Source organism: Citrobacter europaeus (assembly GCF_037482245.1).
Classification (GTDB): Bacteria; Pseudomonadota; Gammaproteobacteria; order Enterobacterales; family Enterobacteriaceae; genus Citrobacter; species Citrobacter europaeus.
The window spans coordinates 214,518-229,376 of record NZ_CP148084.1 but is presented as its reverse complement, the minus strand read 5'-3'; the positions used below and the strand labels follow the sequence as shown (position 1 = coordinate 229,376).

Annotated in this window: 12 protein-coding genes; 3 read left to right on the top strand and 9 right to left on the bottom strand. The window is 52.8% G+C overall.

The window, feature by feature from the left end; all coding sequences use genetic code 11:
• Window positions 1-29: 29 nt before the first annotated feature.
• Window positions 30-797, bottom strand: coding sequence for a cyclic-guanylate-specific phosphodiesterase (gene pdeH, locus WHR59_RS01080; protein ID WP_043018659.1), 768 nt, complete (start codon window positions 795-797; stop codon window positions 30-32).
• Between the two features lie 230 nt (window positions 798-1,027).
• On the opposite strand from pdeH, the gene WHR59_RS01075 reads away from it, so the two are divergent.
• On the top strand, window positions 1,028-1,957 hold the full coding sequence (locus tag WHR59_RS01075; protein ID WP_047408018.1) for a sugar kinase: 930 nt from the start codon (window positions 1,028-1,030) through the stop codon (window positions 1,955-1,957).
• A 49-nt stretch (window positions 1,958-2,006) separates the two neighbouring features.
• On the opposite strand, the gene WHR59_RS01070 is transcribed toward WHR59_RS01075, so the two are convergent.
• The 4 genes from WHR59_RS01070 to WHR59_RS01055 form a co-directional block, all read right to left on the bottom strand.
• Complete coding sequence (locus WHR59_RS01070; RefSeq protein WP_043018661.1) at window positions 2,007-3,500, bottom strand: M16 family metallopeptidase; 1,494 nt, start codon at window positions 3,498-3,500, stop codon at window positions 2,007-2,009.
• A gap of 222 nt (window positions 3,501-3,722) precedes the next feature.
• Entirely contained in the window at window positions 3,723-5,009 is a 1,287-nt protein-coding gene (gene dctA, locus WHR59_RS01065; protein WP_003827429.1) for a C4-dicarboxylate transporter DctC, read from the bottom strand.
• Window positions 5,010-5,166: 157 nt separating this feature from the next.
• The gene (hmsP, locus tag WHR59_RS01060; protein WP_047408009.1) at window positions 5,167-7,173 is read right to left on the bottom strand and encodes a biofilm formation regulator HmsP; all 2,007 of its coding nucleotides are present in this window, start codon (window positions 7,171-7,173) and stop codon (window positions 5,167-5,169) included.
• A gap of 225 nt (window positions 7,174-7,398) precedes the next feature.
• Window positions 7,399-7,506 carry a type I toxin-antitoxin system toxin Ldr family protein gene (locus WHR59_RS01055; protein ID WP_043018663.1) on the bottom strand — a complete coding sequence of 36 codons (108 nt, stop codon included), beginning with the start codon at window positions 7,504-7,506 and terminating at the stop codon, window positions 7,399-7,401.
• A gap of 426 nt (window positions 7,507-7,932) precedes the next feature.
• On the opposite strand from WHR59_RS01055, the gene megL reads away from it, so the two are divergent.
• Together megL and WHR59_RS01045 are read left to right on the top strand one after the other, a co-directional pair.
• Window positions 7,933-9,129, top strand: a complete 1,197-nt coding sequence (gene megL, locus WHR59_RS01050) for a methionine gamma-lyase (RefSeq protein ID WP_338843534.1) — start codon at window positions 7,933-7,935, stop codon at window positions 9,127-9,129.
• A gap of 117 nt (window positions 9,130-9,246) precedes the next feature.
• Window positions 9,247-10,545, top strand: coding sequence for an aromatic amino acid transport family protein (locus WHR59_RS01045; protein ID WP_043018665.1), 1,299 nt, complete (start codon window positions 9,247-9,249; stop codon window positions 10,543-10,545).
• A 35-nt stretch (window positions 10,546-10,580) separates the two neighbouring features.
• Here WHR59_RS01045 and WHR59_RS01040 read toward each other — a convergent pair whose 3' ends face one another.
• The 4 genes from WHR59_RS01040 to dppC all read right to left on the bottom strand — a co-directional run bounded on the left by WHR59_RS01040 (window position 10,581) and on the right by dppC (window position 14,857).
• Entirely contained in the window at window positions 10,581-11,783 is a 1,203-nt protein-coding gene (locus WHR59_RS01040; RefSeq protein ID WP_338843533.1) for a sigma-54 interaction domain-containing protein, read from the bottom strand.
• 176 nt (window positions 11,784-11,959) lie between these two features.
• On the bottom strand, window positions 11,960-12,964 hold the full coding sequence (gene dppF / locus WHR59_RS01035) for a dipeptide ABC transporter ATP-binding subunit DppF (protein ID WP_043018667.1): 1,005 nt from the start codon (window positions 12,962-12,964) through the stop codon (window positions 11,960-11,962).
• Entirely contained in the window at window positions 12,961-13,944 is a 984-nt protein-coding gene (dppD, locus tag WHR59_RS01030; RefSeq protein WP_005133837.1) for a dipeptide ABC transporter ATP-binding protein, read from the bottom strand. The genes dppF and dppD overlap by 4 nt, the downstream gene beginning before the upstream one ends.
• 10 nt (window positions 13,945-13,954) lie before the next feature.
• Complete coding sequence (gene dppC / locus WHR59_RS01025) at window positions 13,955-14,857, bottom strand: dipeptide ABC transporter permease DppC (protein ID WP_338843532.1); 903 nt, start codon at window positions 14,855-14,857, stop codon at window positions 13,955-13,957.
• Window positions 14,858-14,859 lie beyond the last annotated feature (2 nt).

Sequence of the window (14,859 nt, the reverse complement as noted above, 5' to 3'; positions counted from 1 at the left end):
AGAAGAAAAGGAGGCGCTCTACATCCTCATCAAAGGGACAGAATAACGTCTTCGAGGGTATCCAGGGGCACTGGACGAGAGAGAAAATAGCCTTGGGCCGCGAAAGCCGGTGAGTTTTGCACATCACGCCACTCTTCCAGCGTTTCGACGCCTTCAACAATTACGCCGCGGCAATAGCGGTTCATCAGCTGTAACAGTAGCGTGAAGAGATTGCGGCCTTCCGGCGTCTGGCGCAGCATGACAAACAGATCCCGCGCCACTTTGATATAGTCGTAACTCACTTCGCTCAGGGCCGAGAAGTTCGCCATACCGGTACCGAAATCATCCAGCCAGAGCGGGCCAAATTCGCACATTGAGGCGAACGACGAGCCCTTCGGCAAACGGATATGCTCCACCAGTTCAAAGCGCAGCCACGGCAGGCATTCGATGATTTTCAGGATTTCGGGATCCTGGCGCATGGCAATAAGCGTTGGCCCGTCGACATTCACTGATGCCAGCAGATTATTAACCCGGAAAAACGCTGCTTTTTGTTCAAGCTGTAAAAGCTGCTCTTTCACCACATCGACACGATGTCGGACGGCTACTTCGGCAAAATAGCGGTCTGGCGCGATGCGTTGGGAGGGGTTTTCAGGATGGCTTACGACGGTCAGCAGCTCAACGGCCATCAGCCGACCATTGGTCTGGTAAATCGGCTGGTAGGTGTAAGCACGCTCGCACTGCAGCCAATAGCGTCTCTCCTGCAAGCTTTCAATACTCGCATCGGGCGTAATTAGCTGCTGGGTAACCTGCTTTATCATCTGAGATGTCCTGTAAATAAGAGTGTGACTGACCGGACTCGTCAAAGGTTATCGGCGCTCAGGCGCAGAACTTTACGTTCAGCCGTACGCAAAATAGAAACTAAGCGGCAAAAAACGACGCAGAACACGTGCTGGCTCAAAAAAATAATGGAACGATGTTTTAATATAGTTGACCACTTAACACCCACAGCGCACACTAACGCTAATTTTTTTCAGAGCAGGTTACGACTATGTCCAGAAAGATTGCCGTGATTGGCGAATGCATGATTGAGCTGTCACAGAAAGGCGCTGACGTTCAGCGCGGATTCGGTGGCGACACGTTGAATACATCCGTTTATATCGCCCGTCAGGTCGATGCTGCGGCACTTTCCGTACACTATGTGACTGCACTGGGTACCGACAGTTTTAGCCAACAAATGCTGGAATCCTGGCAGGGCGAAAACGTCGATACCTCATTAACTCAGCGCATGGAAAACCGCCTGCCGGGCCTCTATTACATTGAGACCGATAGCACCGGCGAGCGCACCTTCTATTACTGGCGTAATGAAGCCGCCGCAAAATTCTGGCTGGAGAGCGAACAGTCCACCGCGATTTGCGAAGAGCTGGCGACATTTGACTATCTGTATCTGAGCGGAATCAGCCTGGCGATTTTAAGCCCGGCAAGTCGTGACAAGCTGCTGTCATTGCTGCGTGAATGCCGTGCCAACGGTGGAAAAGTCATTTTTGACAATAACTACCGTCCACGCCTGTGGAGCAGTAAAGAAGAGACCCAGCAGGTGTATCAGCAGATGCTGGAATGCACCAATATTGCGTTCCTGACGCTGGACGATGAAGACGCGCTGTGGGGTGAAAAACCCGTTGCCGAGGTGATTGCCCGTACTCACGCTGCTGGCGTTCAGGAAGTGGTTGTGAAGCGCGGCGCAGACTCTTGCCTGGTTTCCATTGCAGGCGAAGAACTGATCGACGTTCCGGCCGTAAAACTACCGAAAGAGAAGGTGATCGATACCACCGCTGCGGGAGACTCCTTCAGCGCCGGGTATCTGGCGGTACGTCTGACCGGTGGCGATGCCGCTGATGCCGCAAAACGCGGTCACCTGACGGCAAGCACGGTGATTCAGCATCGCGGGGCGATTATCCCCCGCGACGCCATGCCGCAATAACGTGTTGTTCTTGTAGGCCGGGGGCGCTTAGCTTGCCCGGCCTACAGGTCTACTGTACCGGCGGGATGTCCGACACTTCAGGATGTGATTCATCCGTCTCAACCGAGGTTGCCGCTGCGGTAACCGGCGCCATAATGCTATCCCACGTCGCCTGCAGATCCTTCATATTGAATTCAGGCTCACCCTTTGGCTGCAGCAGGATTAACGCCATGTCTTGCGACAGTTGCTGACGCAGGTCCTGATTCAGCATCTCAACGCTCAGGCTGTTCAGGAAGCTCTGGCGTAAACGCTGATACTGTTCAGGCGCAATATCCACCACCTGATTTTGCAGTGAGCGCAAACGCTGGCTGATCAAAATATCGGTATCGGTGCGACCATAGGTGGCAAACAGCTTCTGCAGTTCCAGATTCTTTTGCGCCACCAGCGCATTAAACTCTTCTTCCGGCAGCCCCTTATCACGCACTTTGGCCAGCTCACGCGCAACCGTACCGAGGTTCGCATTCAGCTTACCGTTCGGTGATTCAACGTTGATGGCGCACTGCGCGCGCAGGAACAGCACCCGACAGTCGAATCCAAGGCCAATGTCTTTGGCATTGTTTTTGGTGAGCTCCTGCTGAATGTGCCAGAACAACGCTTCGCGAGCTAAATCAGCGCGCCAGTAACGTAGCAGTGCGGCAGATTCACGGATCGGCTGCCACGGCGTATCCCACATAATAGACAGACGATCCTGACGTACCGCATCAGTCATGATGCTCACAGCCTCTGCACGCAGCGGAGAGAGCGTCGGTACCGGCGCCGGGGTTTCGCGTTTACCTTTTAACTCGCCAAAGGTTTTGTTGATTTGCTCAGCCACGCTGCGCGCATCTACGTTACCGACGATAATCAGCGTCATCGCATCCGGGGTATACCATTTCTGGTAGAAGGACTGGATTTTCGTCGCATCGACAGGCGTTTTCAGCGGATCGGCTGGATCGTGACCCAGCAGCGTCGATCCCTTCAGACGATAGCGCCACCATCCCTCTTTGGTATCTGACGGCCAGGTTGCCACCATGTCTTCACTACTCAGCGCATGATTGACCGTTTCAGGGGTAATGCTCAAATTGCCGGAAATATTGGCCAGATATGAAAGCGACTCTTTCAGCAGATCGTTACGGCTGTTAGGCAGACTGAGGTTATACAGCGTGGAATCATAGGAAACGATAACGGGCGGCATGGGACGTTTGGGATCGAACCCCTGCTGCCAAAGTGAACGGGCTTGCGTGGCGTCGAGGCCGCCGCTTTGCGTCAGCGCGATACGTGGGATCGCATGGCTGAAACCACTCTGTTGCGTACTTTCGGTGAGTGAACCGGTATTAACCAGCAGGCGAACCTCAATACGGTCGCTGGGGCGCTGGGGAGTGGCCAAGACTTGCCACTGTAAACCATTTGCCAGCGTACCCTGTTGCCACGCCGGGTCAGGCTGGAGCGCATCTGCCTGCACATAGCCGGCAGTGGCCATCATCAGCAAGCCGCCCGCTAAAAGTCGAATTTTTGTGCCCTGCATGTGAACCCCTGATCAACTATCCTGGAAATAAAAAGACAGCCCGTGAAAGGACTCTCTGAATATGACGTTAAAAACACTTCGTGTTAGACCGCAAGAACATAAAAATGTCACGGAGGAAGTGAAAAAATCCCGACGCCGCCGAATCGGCAGTTTCAGGCACAGGGGGTAATTATGCGCAAACACCCGCAGTCCTGGAAGGGACTACGGGCATAAGTGACGAGATTAAGAGGATAAATCGTGCGTTTTGCCATCCGGCGCACGGTTATTCAACGTATCATCCAGCTTTTTGGTGTCCAATTCTTTCACCCATTTAGCCACAACGACAGTTGCCACACCGTTACCAATCAGGTTGGTCAGCGCACGGGCTTCAGACATGAAGCGGTCAATACCGAGAATCAGCGCCAGACCTGCAACCGGCAAATGCCCCACCGCAGAGATAGTCGCGGCCAGAACAATAAAGCCACTCCCGGTCACACCCGCAGCACCTTTTGAGGAGAGCAGGAGCACTACCAACAGGGTTATCTGATGGAAGATATCCATATGGCTGTTGGTGGCCTGTGCGATAAACACCGCCGCCATCGTCAGATAGATTGATGTCCCATCAAGGTTAAACGAGTAGCCCGTGGGTATAACCAATCCGACAACCGACTTCCGACAGCCCAGTTTTTCCATCTTATCGAGCATGCGCGGTAGCGCGGACTCGGAAGAGGAAGTCCCCAGAACGATCAGCAGTTCTTCACGGATATAGCGGATGAATTTAAAGATACTGAAGCCGGTTGCGCGCGCAATTGAGCCCAGCACCAGCACCACGAACAAAATACAGGTGATGTAGAAGCAGATGATCAACTGACCCAGTTGGACCAGCGTCCCGACGCCATATTTACCGATGGTAAAGGCCATGGCACCGAAAGCACCGATCGGCGCCAGGCGCATGATCATATTGATGATGCCGAAAATAACCTGTGAGAAACTTTCAATCACGTTGAAAATCATCTGGCCTTTGCTGCCCAGACGATGCAGCGCAAAACCAAACATTACCGCAAACAGCAATACCTGCAGGATGTTACCGCTGGCAAACGCGCCAATGACGCTCGCCGGGATAATATCCATCAGGAAACCTACGATCCCCTGGTCTTTTGCCTGCTCTGCATACATTGCAACCGCTTTGGCATCCAGCGTCGCCGGATCGACGTTCATCCCGGCACCGGGTTGCACCACGTTGACGATGATAAGGCCGATGATCAGCGCAATCGTACTGACAATTTCAAAATAAAGCAGTGCAACCGCACCGGTGCGGCCTACGGCTTTCATACTTTCCATGCCTGCAATGCCGGTAACGACAGTACAGAAGATGACAGGTGCGATGACCATTTTGATGAGCTTAACGAAAGCATCACCCAGCGGCTTCATTTGTGCGCCTAATTCAGGATAGAAATGGCCAAGGAGAATACCTATGGCAATTGCTGTCAGGACCTGAAAGTAAAGGCTTTTGAATATAGAGGTTTTCATAGGGTGTCCTTAAAGTAAAAACCACAGGTCTTGTAAGGTTTTGTTTAACCTGCGGCCTTAAAGTAACACCCACTCAACATGACAGAAATGCACCTGGATCATAATTGATACAGAAATGTTAAAAATTTTGAGCTGGCTCGCACAAGCGAGACCTTTTTTAACTTTTGTAATCAGCGTTTTCCGGCGTCAGATAACGTTCTTCGAAGATATTTGCCGGGACCGGCCTTGCAAACAGGAACCCTTGCGCCACTTCAACTCCGGCTTGTGATAACCATTCGCGTTGCGCTTCGGTTTCGACGCCTTCGGCGATCATCTGCAAATTAAGGCTATGAGCCAGCTGAATAATGGCGGAGATCATGCTGCAATCTTCAGGAACGCCATCGACAAACATCTTATCGATTTTAAGTACATCTACCGGTAACGACTTCATATGCTGCAGCTGTCGCAGACCGGCATACCCCATGCCAAAATCGTCCAGTGCGATACGCACGCCTGCGTTGCGCAGCGGGCGTAAAATAGCCACAGCGGCATTAGGATCATCAATATGCCGGCTTTCGGTCACTTCCAGAATCAACGTCCCTGGCTTGATGCGATAGCGATTTAACAATTCCAGCAGATCCGACACCATACTCGGGTGCATCAGCTGTAGCGCAGACAGGTTCACCGACAGAGGCAGCATCAGGCCGCGTTCCTGCCAGGCTGACAGCTGGCGGCATGTCTCTTCCAGCACCCAGTAACCGACCGTTACCATCAGACCACAGGACTCAATCCTGTCGATTAACCCTTCTGGCAGCTCCCAACTTCCGTCCGGCTGCTGCATTCGCAATAATGCTTCTGCACTCAATACTTTACCGCTGGACATCTCCACCTGCGGCTGCATCCAGAGCGCAAACTGACGGTTATCCAGCGCGGTAAGAATATCGTTCTCTTCCGTCAAACGCTGCTGCGCCTCTTCCATTTGCAACGGATCAAAGAACTGAATCTGGTTTTTACCCTTGTGGCGCGACGTTAACACGGCTGAGAGCGCCCGGCGGTATAGTTGTTCTGCGGTCAAATCGCCATTAAACATCGCTACCCCAATGTTGCAGGCAGGACGGAGTTGAATACCTTGAATCGGTAATCGCTCATTAACGATAGTAAGTACTTGCTGACCTAGTGTAATCGCGTGCCAGGGCTCTTTTACGCCATGTGCGAGGATGGCAAAGTCATAGCCGCTCACCTGGGTAAGCACCATTCTGGGGGCCAATACTGACTTCAGCTTTTCAACCAGCGTAAGCAACAGGATTTCCCGCTGGGTCTCGGATAATACACCCGCGGTATCACGCAGGGTTTCGCAGGTGACAATCATCAGCGCCGTCGTCTGCTGGCGGGTAACAACCTGCTCCAGCAGTTCCATCAGAAACGACTTGTTGGGCAGTTCGGAAACCGGGAACCGCATTGAATTGTCGCTTTGTTCTTCACTGTGGCGCTGAATCAGCTGCTGATTGAGGTTGTAGCTACGCACCAGCAGGCCAATCTCATCATCCTGATGCAGACGCGGCAGCGTCAGCTGATAGCCAATCAGATTCTGTTGGGGAATATCGTTTAACTCACGTGCTATTTTACGTAATGGATGCAAAATCAATCGGTTAATACACCATGAGATGGCTATTGTGAGGATTAACGATAGAAGTAAGTAAATGGTCACTAACGTTGAGAGCGTACTCATCACGAACTTATACATGCGGTAAGAATCCGCCTGCAGCACCAGATACGCCAGCGGTTGCGGGTTCGCTGAACGCTCAAGAGAATAGACCGGTAGCGAGATTTGTACCGGAAGCTCAAACAGACGGGTCACCGTAACCGGAACCGGACGCTCAGGGATAAAGCTCATGCGCAACGCCTGAAACTGATTGGGCAGCACCACATCGGCACGACTGACCACGCCTGCAGGCCGAATACTTCTTAAAATGGCTTCCGCTTCGGGAATATCCCCTTTCAGGATTGTGCCCGACAGAGGCTCACGGACGGAGCGAGCGATACTTTCCAGTTGCGTAGCCGTGTTATAGCGGTTCTGCTGGACCAAATGGAACAACAAAACGGTGCAAAAAATAAACACAAACACCATGACAACGGCCGCAACCATTGCCATCTGCTTAATTGTTAACGAGCGACTGACACGCAAACTGACTCTCCACGGATAGACGAAACTGCCGTCAGAGTATACCCGATCGTGGCGGTATTAAGAGAGGCGGTATCTGAAAACTTCCCAGCATGCATTATCGCGACAGGATAGGCACCTGACGACGAGATTTATCTGCATTTAAGCCGAAAAAGGCCGCAAGGTCGCCCCTGCGGCCTGGTTCGGGCGCATGTTGCCATCGCGGCAGACAGACGCCCACAAAGCGCATTACTTCCTGTTACGCAGCCAGCTCACAATCAGGCTGGCAATAATGCCAGCGATGACTGGAGCCGCTAAATCGTGCCAGAAGGCCACGCCTAACTGTGCGAGCGTCATATAGCCGCCTGTGTTGCAATGGCAACTGTTCGCGGCTATCCTTAACTTGTCTGGAGTCAAGTTAGCCCCCGTTTTGTTGCCAGGTTTATACCGAACAACGTGCGGGGGTTTTCTCTTTCCAGCAACCGATGCCGCCGGGGATCAAGCCCCCGCAACATTGCGCCTCACCGGGAATTCCCGGCTTGCCGCTGATTCTACGGTAGCCCACTTGCCATATCACTGCGCAATATTCCGCTCTGCGTAGCGCCTCGCATTTCACCCTTTTTTCTCGCCAGTACGCTGGAAAGATTCTTGCCAGTTGGCAACATTCCTGCCGACTATCAATCCAGGAAAACACATAACCCATTGATATCTATTAATTCAATTTCTGGCACAGCGATTGCTATTTGAGTGTGAGCTGTTCTGTTCCGAATTAAAGGAGATATCATGTCTGACTGTCGTACTTACGGATTCAACACCCAGATCGTTCACGCGGGGCAACAACCCGACCCTTCAACTGGCGCGCTCAGTACGCCTATTTTCCAGACTTCAACGTTTGTTTTTGACAGCGCCGAACAAGGTGCCGCCCGCTTTGCGCTCGAAGAGTCCGGGTACATTTACACCCGCCTGGGTAACCCCACCACCGATGCGCTGGAGAAAAAGCTGGCGGTACTGGAAAGAGGTGAAGCCGGGCTGGCAACCGCGTCCGGTATTTCTGCCATCACCACAACGCTGCTGACGTTATGCCAGCAGGGCGACCATATTGTTTCCGCCAGCGCGATTTACGGCTGTACCCACGCGTTTTTGTCGCACAGCATGCCGAAGTTTGGCATTAACGTCAGCTTTGTCGATGCGGCTAAGCCTGAAGAAATTCGCGCCGCCATGCGTCCGGAAACCAAAGTGGTGTATATCGAAACACCCGCTAACCCGACGCTCTCATTGGTTGATATTGAAACGGTGGCCGGCATTGCCCATCAGCAAGGCGCATTGCTGGTGGTGGATAACACCTTTATGTCGCCCTACTGTCAGCAGCCTTTGCAACTGGGCGCAGACATCGTGGTGCACAGCGTCACTAAATACATCAACGGCCACGGGGACGTGATTGGCGGCATTATCGTCGGCAAGCAGGAGTTTATCGACCAGGCTCGGTTTGTTGGGCTGAAAGATATCACCGGCGGCTGCATGAGTCCGTTCAACGCCTGGTTGACGCTGCGCGGCGTTAAAACGCTGGGTATTCGTATGGAGCGCCACTGTGAAAACGCGTTGAAAATCGCCCGCTTCCTCGAAGGGCATCCGTCCATTACCCGGGTCTATTATCCTGGCCTGTCTTCGCATCCGCAGTATGGGCTGGGCCAGCGGCAGATGAGCTTGCCAGGAGGAATCATCAGCTTCGAAATCGCTGGCGGCCTCGAGGCTGGCAGACGGATGATCAATTCTGTAGAATTGTGCCTCCTCGCGGTCAGTCTCGGTGATACCGAAACCCTCATTCAGCACCCAGCGTCTATGACACATTCGCCCGTTGCGCCAGAGGAGCGGCTTAAAGCAGGTATTACCGACGGGCTTATCCGTCTTTCTGTGGGTCTTGAAGATCCAGAAGATATTATTAACGACCTTGAACACGCCATCAGAAAGGCAACATTCTGACCATTATGACCTGAACCGACGCAGATCGGTTCAGGTTGTTGAGAATCAAGGCACAACAGTCTGGCAATACGCGCAATCCTGTTTCGGGGGGAGCGCGTATTTTGGGCAGGGGGTTCTATGCAGGACAACACACTACAACTAAGCAACAATACAGCAACCGCCGTACCATTCTCAAAGAAAATACCATTCACGAAATACGATTTTGGCTGGGTATTACTGTGCATCGGCATGGCAATTGGCGCCGGAACGGTACTGATGCCGGTACAAATAGGTTTGACAGGCATTTGGGTATTCATTGTCGCCTTTATTATTGCCTATCCGGCAACCTATATTGTGCAGGATATTTATTTAAAAACATTATCAGAAAGTGAAACCTGTAATGATTATACTGATATTATTAGTCATTATCTAGGCAAGAACTGGGGCGTATTTCTTGGCGTCATCTATTTTCTGATGATTATTCACGGCATATTTATCTATTCCTTATCCGTGGTTTTTGACAGTGCCTCATATATCAAAACCTTCGGCTTGACCGAGGCCGATCTCTCACAGTCGATAATCTACAAAGTGGCCATTTTTGCCGTGCTGGTCGCCATTGCTTCCGGAGGAGAAAAACTGCTGTTCAAAATCTCCGGTCCGATGGTGGTAGTCAAAGTGGGTATCATCATCGTGTTTGGTTTTGCGATGGTTCCGCACTGGAACTTCGCTAATATCAGCGCATTCCCTGAAGCATCGGTCTTCTTTCGCGACGTGCTGCTGACCATCCCGTTCTGCTTCTTCTCAGCGGTGTTTATTCAGGTGTTGAACCCAATGAACATCGCCTACCGCAAACGGGTGGCGGATCGGGTGCTGGCCACGCGTATGGCAATCCGTACGCATCGGATCAGTTACATTACGCTGATTGCGGTCATTCTGTTTTTCTCTTTCTCTTTTACCTTTTCTATTAGCCATGAAGAGGCCGTTTCGGCCTTTGAACAAAATATTTCCGCACTGGCGCTGGCGGCGCAGGTCATTCCAGGGCAAATTATTCATATCACCTCCACGGTGCTGAATATCTTCGCCGTATTAACCGCATTCTTTGGTATTTATCTGGGGTTCCACGAGGCGATTAAAGGTATTATTCTTAACGTTCTGAGTCGCGTTATTGACGTCGAGAAAATTAATCCCCTGGTGCTTACACTAGGTATTTGCACCTTTATTGTTATCACCCTGGTCATTTGGGTATCATTTCGCGTCTCGGTACTGGTGTTCTTCCAGTTGGGTAGCCCACTGTACGGGATTGTGTCGTGTATTATTCCGTTTTTCCTGATCTATAAAGTAACGCAACTGGAAAAACTGCGCGGGCTGAAAACCTGGCTCATCCTGCTGTACGGGATCCTGCTGTGCCTGTCGCCATTATTGAAGCTGATTGAATAATCCACGTATACTGCGCCGTCAGCCACTGGCGGCGCTTAATCCACACCCTCCAGTTGATAGCTGCGAATTTTATTCAGTACCGTGGTATGTGATACCCCCAGCGCTTTGGCAATATGCCGCGACGACACATTCTCTTCCACCATCTGTTCAATAAGCTGACGTTCAGCACACAAAACCTGTTCTTTAAAAGGACGTTCTGTCGGTGCCTGCTCAACGGCGGGCAAATTCACCATCCCTAATTCTTCCCGCGTAATAACATCGGATTCCGCCATCAGCATCAGGCGAATAATGGTATTTTCCAGTTCACGCACGTTTCCCGGCCAGTTGTGATGATGCAGGGCATCAAAGCAGGCTTTATCCAGAATGATCCGCCGCTGGAATTCCTTCGCGTATTTCTGCACAAAGTGGCGAATCAGCAGGCTGATATCCTGCGGACGCTCCCGCAAAGGCGGAATAGTCAGTGAAAGTACGTTGATGCGGTAATAGAGATCCGCGCGCAGCAGACGTTGTTCCACCCTCTCTTCCAGATTGGCGTTGGTGGCCACAATAATGCGCACATTGACCGGAATAATTTGCGCCCCGCCAACGCGACGGATCCCGCCATCCTGAAGAACACGCAGTAATTTAGCCTGTAAACTCAGCGGCATTTCACCAAATTCATCGAGAAAAAGGGTGCCTTTATCGGCCATTTCAAACAGCCCTTTTTTGCCTTTACCGTCTGCGCCGCTAAAAGCCCCTTTCTCGTAGCCAAAGAATTCACTCTCCATCAGCGACTCAGGTAGCGCAGAGCAGTTGACCGGAATAAACGGATAAAAACGCCGCTGCCCGGAATTATGGATAGCCCGGGCTAACAGCTCTTTGCCGGTACCCGTATCGCCGCGGATCAGAACAGTGTATTTGCTGTCGGCAATTTTTATCGCCTTTTCGATAAGCGAGTGCATGCTCTGGCTGCTGCAAATAATGTCGGAGAAATAGCGCGGGCGTTCCGGCTCAGACATCGACAGCTCGCTTATCTCTTCGCACAGGTAAGCGACGTTAATAATATCGGTGCGCTGGCTTAAACAGGATTGCACGCAGGAAATATCCTGTAACTGGCGGCACCAGGATTTAATCAGGATCCGTCCAGGCGTGACTTTCATCGAGATGATATTGATATCGCAGCAGGAAAATTCCTTCAGGACATCCTCAACCATCGACAGACGATCAATTGTTTTAATATCCCAGCGTATCGTGACCACATTTGCTCCTGATAGTTAGCAACTGCGAAACAGATATTTCTGTGACGAGAGAAAATCTGACTACATTTTAGACGCTATGGAATAATGTTCTGCCAGAGGACTCACATTGTGGGCGTAAAAACAAAATATAAAAAAACCGGAGCACAAGGCTCCGGTTATTGGGTCATAACCCACGTTTATTGCTGCGGGTTTTCATCCTGGTCAACGGCGAAACAGGCGACCAGTTGACCGCCGTAATCTTTCAACTGCGGCTGAAGCTGGGTACACGGACCAAAGCGACGACGGCAGCGCGCGTTGAACGCACAGCCCGGCGGCGGATTCAGCGGGCTTGGCAGCTCACCGGTCAGCTTGATACGCTCACGACGATCGTCAGGGTTCAGGCGCGGCGTTGCGGAAAGCAGCGCCTGCGTGTACGGATGACGCGGATTATTGAAGATCTGATCCTTCGTTCCTTTTTCCACACAGCGGCCTAAGTACATCACCATCACTTCATCGGCAATGTGCTCAACTACCGACAGGTCGTGGGAGATGAAGACGTATGACAACCCCAGTTCCTGCTGCAAGTCCATCATCAGGTTAAGCACCTGCGCACGAACGGAAACGTCCAGCGCCGAGACCGGTTCGTCGGCAATCACCACGTCCGGGTCAAGCATCAGCCCGCGAGCGATGGCAATACGCTGACGCTGACCGCCGGAGAACATGTGCGGATAGCGATCGTAGTGCTCAGTTTTCAGCCCCACTTTCGCCATCATCGCCAGCGCCTTTTCACGACGCTGCTCTTTGCTCAGCGTGGAGTTGATTAGCAGCGGCTCTTCCAGAATCTGCCCGACTTTTTTACGCGGGTTCAGGGAACCGTACGGGTTCTGGAACACAATCTGGATTTTCTGCCGACGCAGCTTCTGCGCCTGCGGGTCGTGCTTAAGCAGATCCTGCCCCTGGTAATACAGCTCACCGCCGGTCGGAACTTCAATCATTGTCAGCAGGCGGCCAAGGGTGGATTTCCCGCAGCCCGACTCGCCGACCACCGCCAATGTTTTACCGCGTTCTAAGGTAAAGGAGACACCGTCCAGCGCTTTCACCAGGCGTTCCGGGGCGAACATGCCCTTTTTCACCGGGTAGTGTTTTTTCAGGTCAATTGCCTGCAACAGCGGCTGTGGCAAAGCGGCCTTTTGCGTACTCATAGCCCAGGCCTCCCGGCATCATCAAGTGGGTAGTGGCATTTCGACTGACGACCGCCTTCCAGCAGGTTCAGTTCAGGTTCTTCAGCGCGGCATTTGTCGGTCGCATAGGGGCAGCGCGGATTCAGCAAACAGCCGTTCGGGCGGTCATATTTACCGGGCACCACGCCCGGCAACGAAGCCAGACGCGCTTTATCCTGAGCAAACTCCGGCAACGCGCGCAGCAACGCCTGGGTATACGGGTGACGCGGCGCGCGGAAAATATCCTGCGCGGCTCCGGTTTCCACTACCTGCCCGGCGTACATCACGATAATTTTGTGCGCTGCTTCGGCCACCAGCGCCAGATCGTGCGTAATCAAGACCAGCGCCATGTTCTCTTTTTGCTGCAACTCCAGCAGCAGCTCGATGATTTGCGCCTGAATAGTCACATCCAGCGCCGTGGTCGGTTCGTCGGCAATCAGCAGCTTTGGACGACAGGCTATCGCCATCGCGATCATGACGCGCTGGCTCATCCCACCGGACAACTGGTGCGGATATACATCCAGACGCGAGGCCGGATCGGGGATCCCCACCAGCGTCAGCAGGTCAATCGCCCGCTGAATACGCGTTTTTTTGTTGCCGCCCTGGTGCACCTTGATGGCTTCCATAATCTGGTAACCAACGGTATAGCACGGGTTAAGGCTGGTCATCGGGTCCTGGAAGATCATCGCGACTTCCGCGCCCACTAACTGGCGACGCTCTTTCTCAGAGATGCGCTTCAGGTCGCGACCATTAAATTCCAGATTTTCGGCCATTACCCGGCCTGGGTAGTCAATCAATCCCATAATCGCCAGAGAGCTGACGGACTTACCAGAGCCTGACTCCCCAACAATGCCAACCACTTCACCCTGGTTCACACTGTAACTAATGCGGTCTACGGCGCGGAATTCGGAACCGACATCGCCGAAATGCACCGATAATTTATCTACATTTAATAACGCCATCTCGAACCTCTTACTGCTTCAGTTTGGGATCGAGCGCGTCACGCAGACCGTCACCCATCAGGTTAAATGCCAGCACCGTCAGCAGGATTGCCAGCCCCGGGAAGGTCACGACCCACCAGGCGCTTTGCGCAAACTGCAACACGTCAGAGAGCATGGTGCCCCATTCCGGCGTAGGCGGCTGTGCGCCCATCCCCAGGAAGCCGAGAGCAGCCATATCGAGAATGGCGTTAGAGAAACCCAGCGACGCCTGAACAATCAGCGGCGCAAGACAGTTAGGAAGAATATTGACGAACATCTGGCGCATCGCACCGGCTCCCGCCACGCGGGATGCGGTGACGTAGTCGCGGTTAACTTCCACAAGGACAGCGGCGCGCGTCAGACGTACATAGTGCGGCAATGCCACGAACGTCAGCGCCAGCGCGGCGTTGCCAATCGAGGGGCCAAACACCGCCACCAGCACCAGCGCCAGTAACAGGCTCGGCAACGCCAGCATGATATCGACCACACGCATAATGACGTTATCGACAATCCCGCCAAAGTAGCCGGCGATAAGCCCGAGAATCACGCCCATCAGCAGGGAGAGCACCACCACCAGACAGCCGACCAGCAGCGACAGACGCGCACCGTACATCAGGCGGGACAGCACATCGCGGCCCACATCATCAGTACCAAACAGATGCGCCATGGTACCGCCTTCCTGCCACGCAGGAGGAGCCAGCAGCGTATCGCGGAACTGTTCTGCCGGGTTGTACGGCGCAAGGACGTTGGCAAAGACCGCAATCAGAATCATGATGACAACATAAACCAGCCCGACAACCGCGCCTTTGTTGCGTTTAAAATAGTGCCAGAACTCCTGCAGCGGAGTCATTGGCACCGGTGCAGCAATAACTTTATTTTCAGTAACCTGTGACATGA

What these genes read in the sequence shown, in the direction of transcription:
- dppD (WP_005133837.1), bottom strand. Translation starts at nt 13,944, where the DNA reads ATGGCGTTATTAAATGTAGATAAATTATCGGTGCATTTCGGCGATGTC.
- megL (WP_338843534.1), top strand. Translation starts at nt 7,933, where the DNA reads ATGTCTGACTGTCGTACTTACGGATTCAACACCCAGATCGTTCACGCG.
- dppF (WP_043018667.1), bottom strand. Translation starts at nt 12,964, where the DNA reads ATGAGTACGCAAAAGGCCGCTTTGCCACAGCCGCTGTTGCAGGCAATT.
- WHR59_RS01045 (WP_043018665.1), top strand. Translation starts at nt 9,247, where the DNA reads ATGCAGGACAACACACTACAACTAAGCAACAATACAGCAACCGCCGTA.
- dctA (WP_003827429.1), bottom strand. Translation starts at nt 5,009, where the DNA reads ATGAAAACCTCTATATTCAAAAGCCTTTACTTTCAGGTCCTGACAGCA.
- pdeH (WP_043018659.1), bottom strand. Translation starts at nt 797, where the DNA reads ATGATAAAGCAGGTTACCCAGCAGCTAATTACGCCCGATGCGAGTATT.
- WHR59_RS01070 (WP_043018661.1), bottom strand. Translation starts at nt 3,500, where the DNA reads ATGCAGGGCACAAAAATTCGACTTTTAGCGGGCGGCTTGCTGATGATG.
- dppC (WP_338843532.1), bottom strand. Translation starts at nt 14,857, where the DNA reads ATGTCACAGGTTACTGAAAATAAAGTTATTGCTGCACCGGTGCCAATG.
- WHR59_RS01075 (WP_047408018.1), top strand. Translation starts at nt 1,028, where the DNA reads ATGTCCAGAAAGATTGCCGTGATTGGCGAATGCATGATTGAGCTGTCA.
- WHR59_RS01055 (WP_043018663.1), bottom strand. Translation starts at nt 7,506, where the DNA reads ATGACGCTCGCACAGTTAGGCGTGGCCTTCTGGCACGATTTAGCGGCT.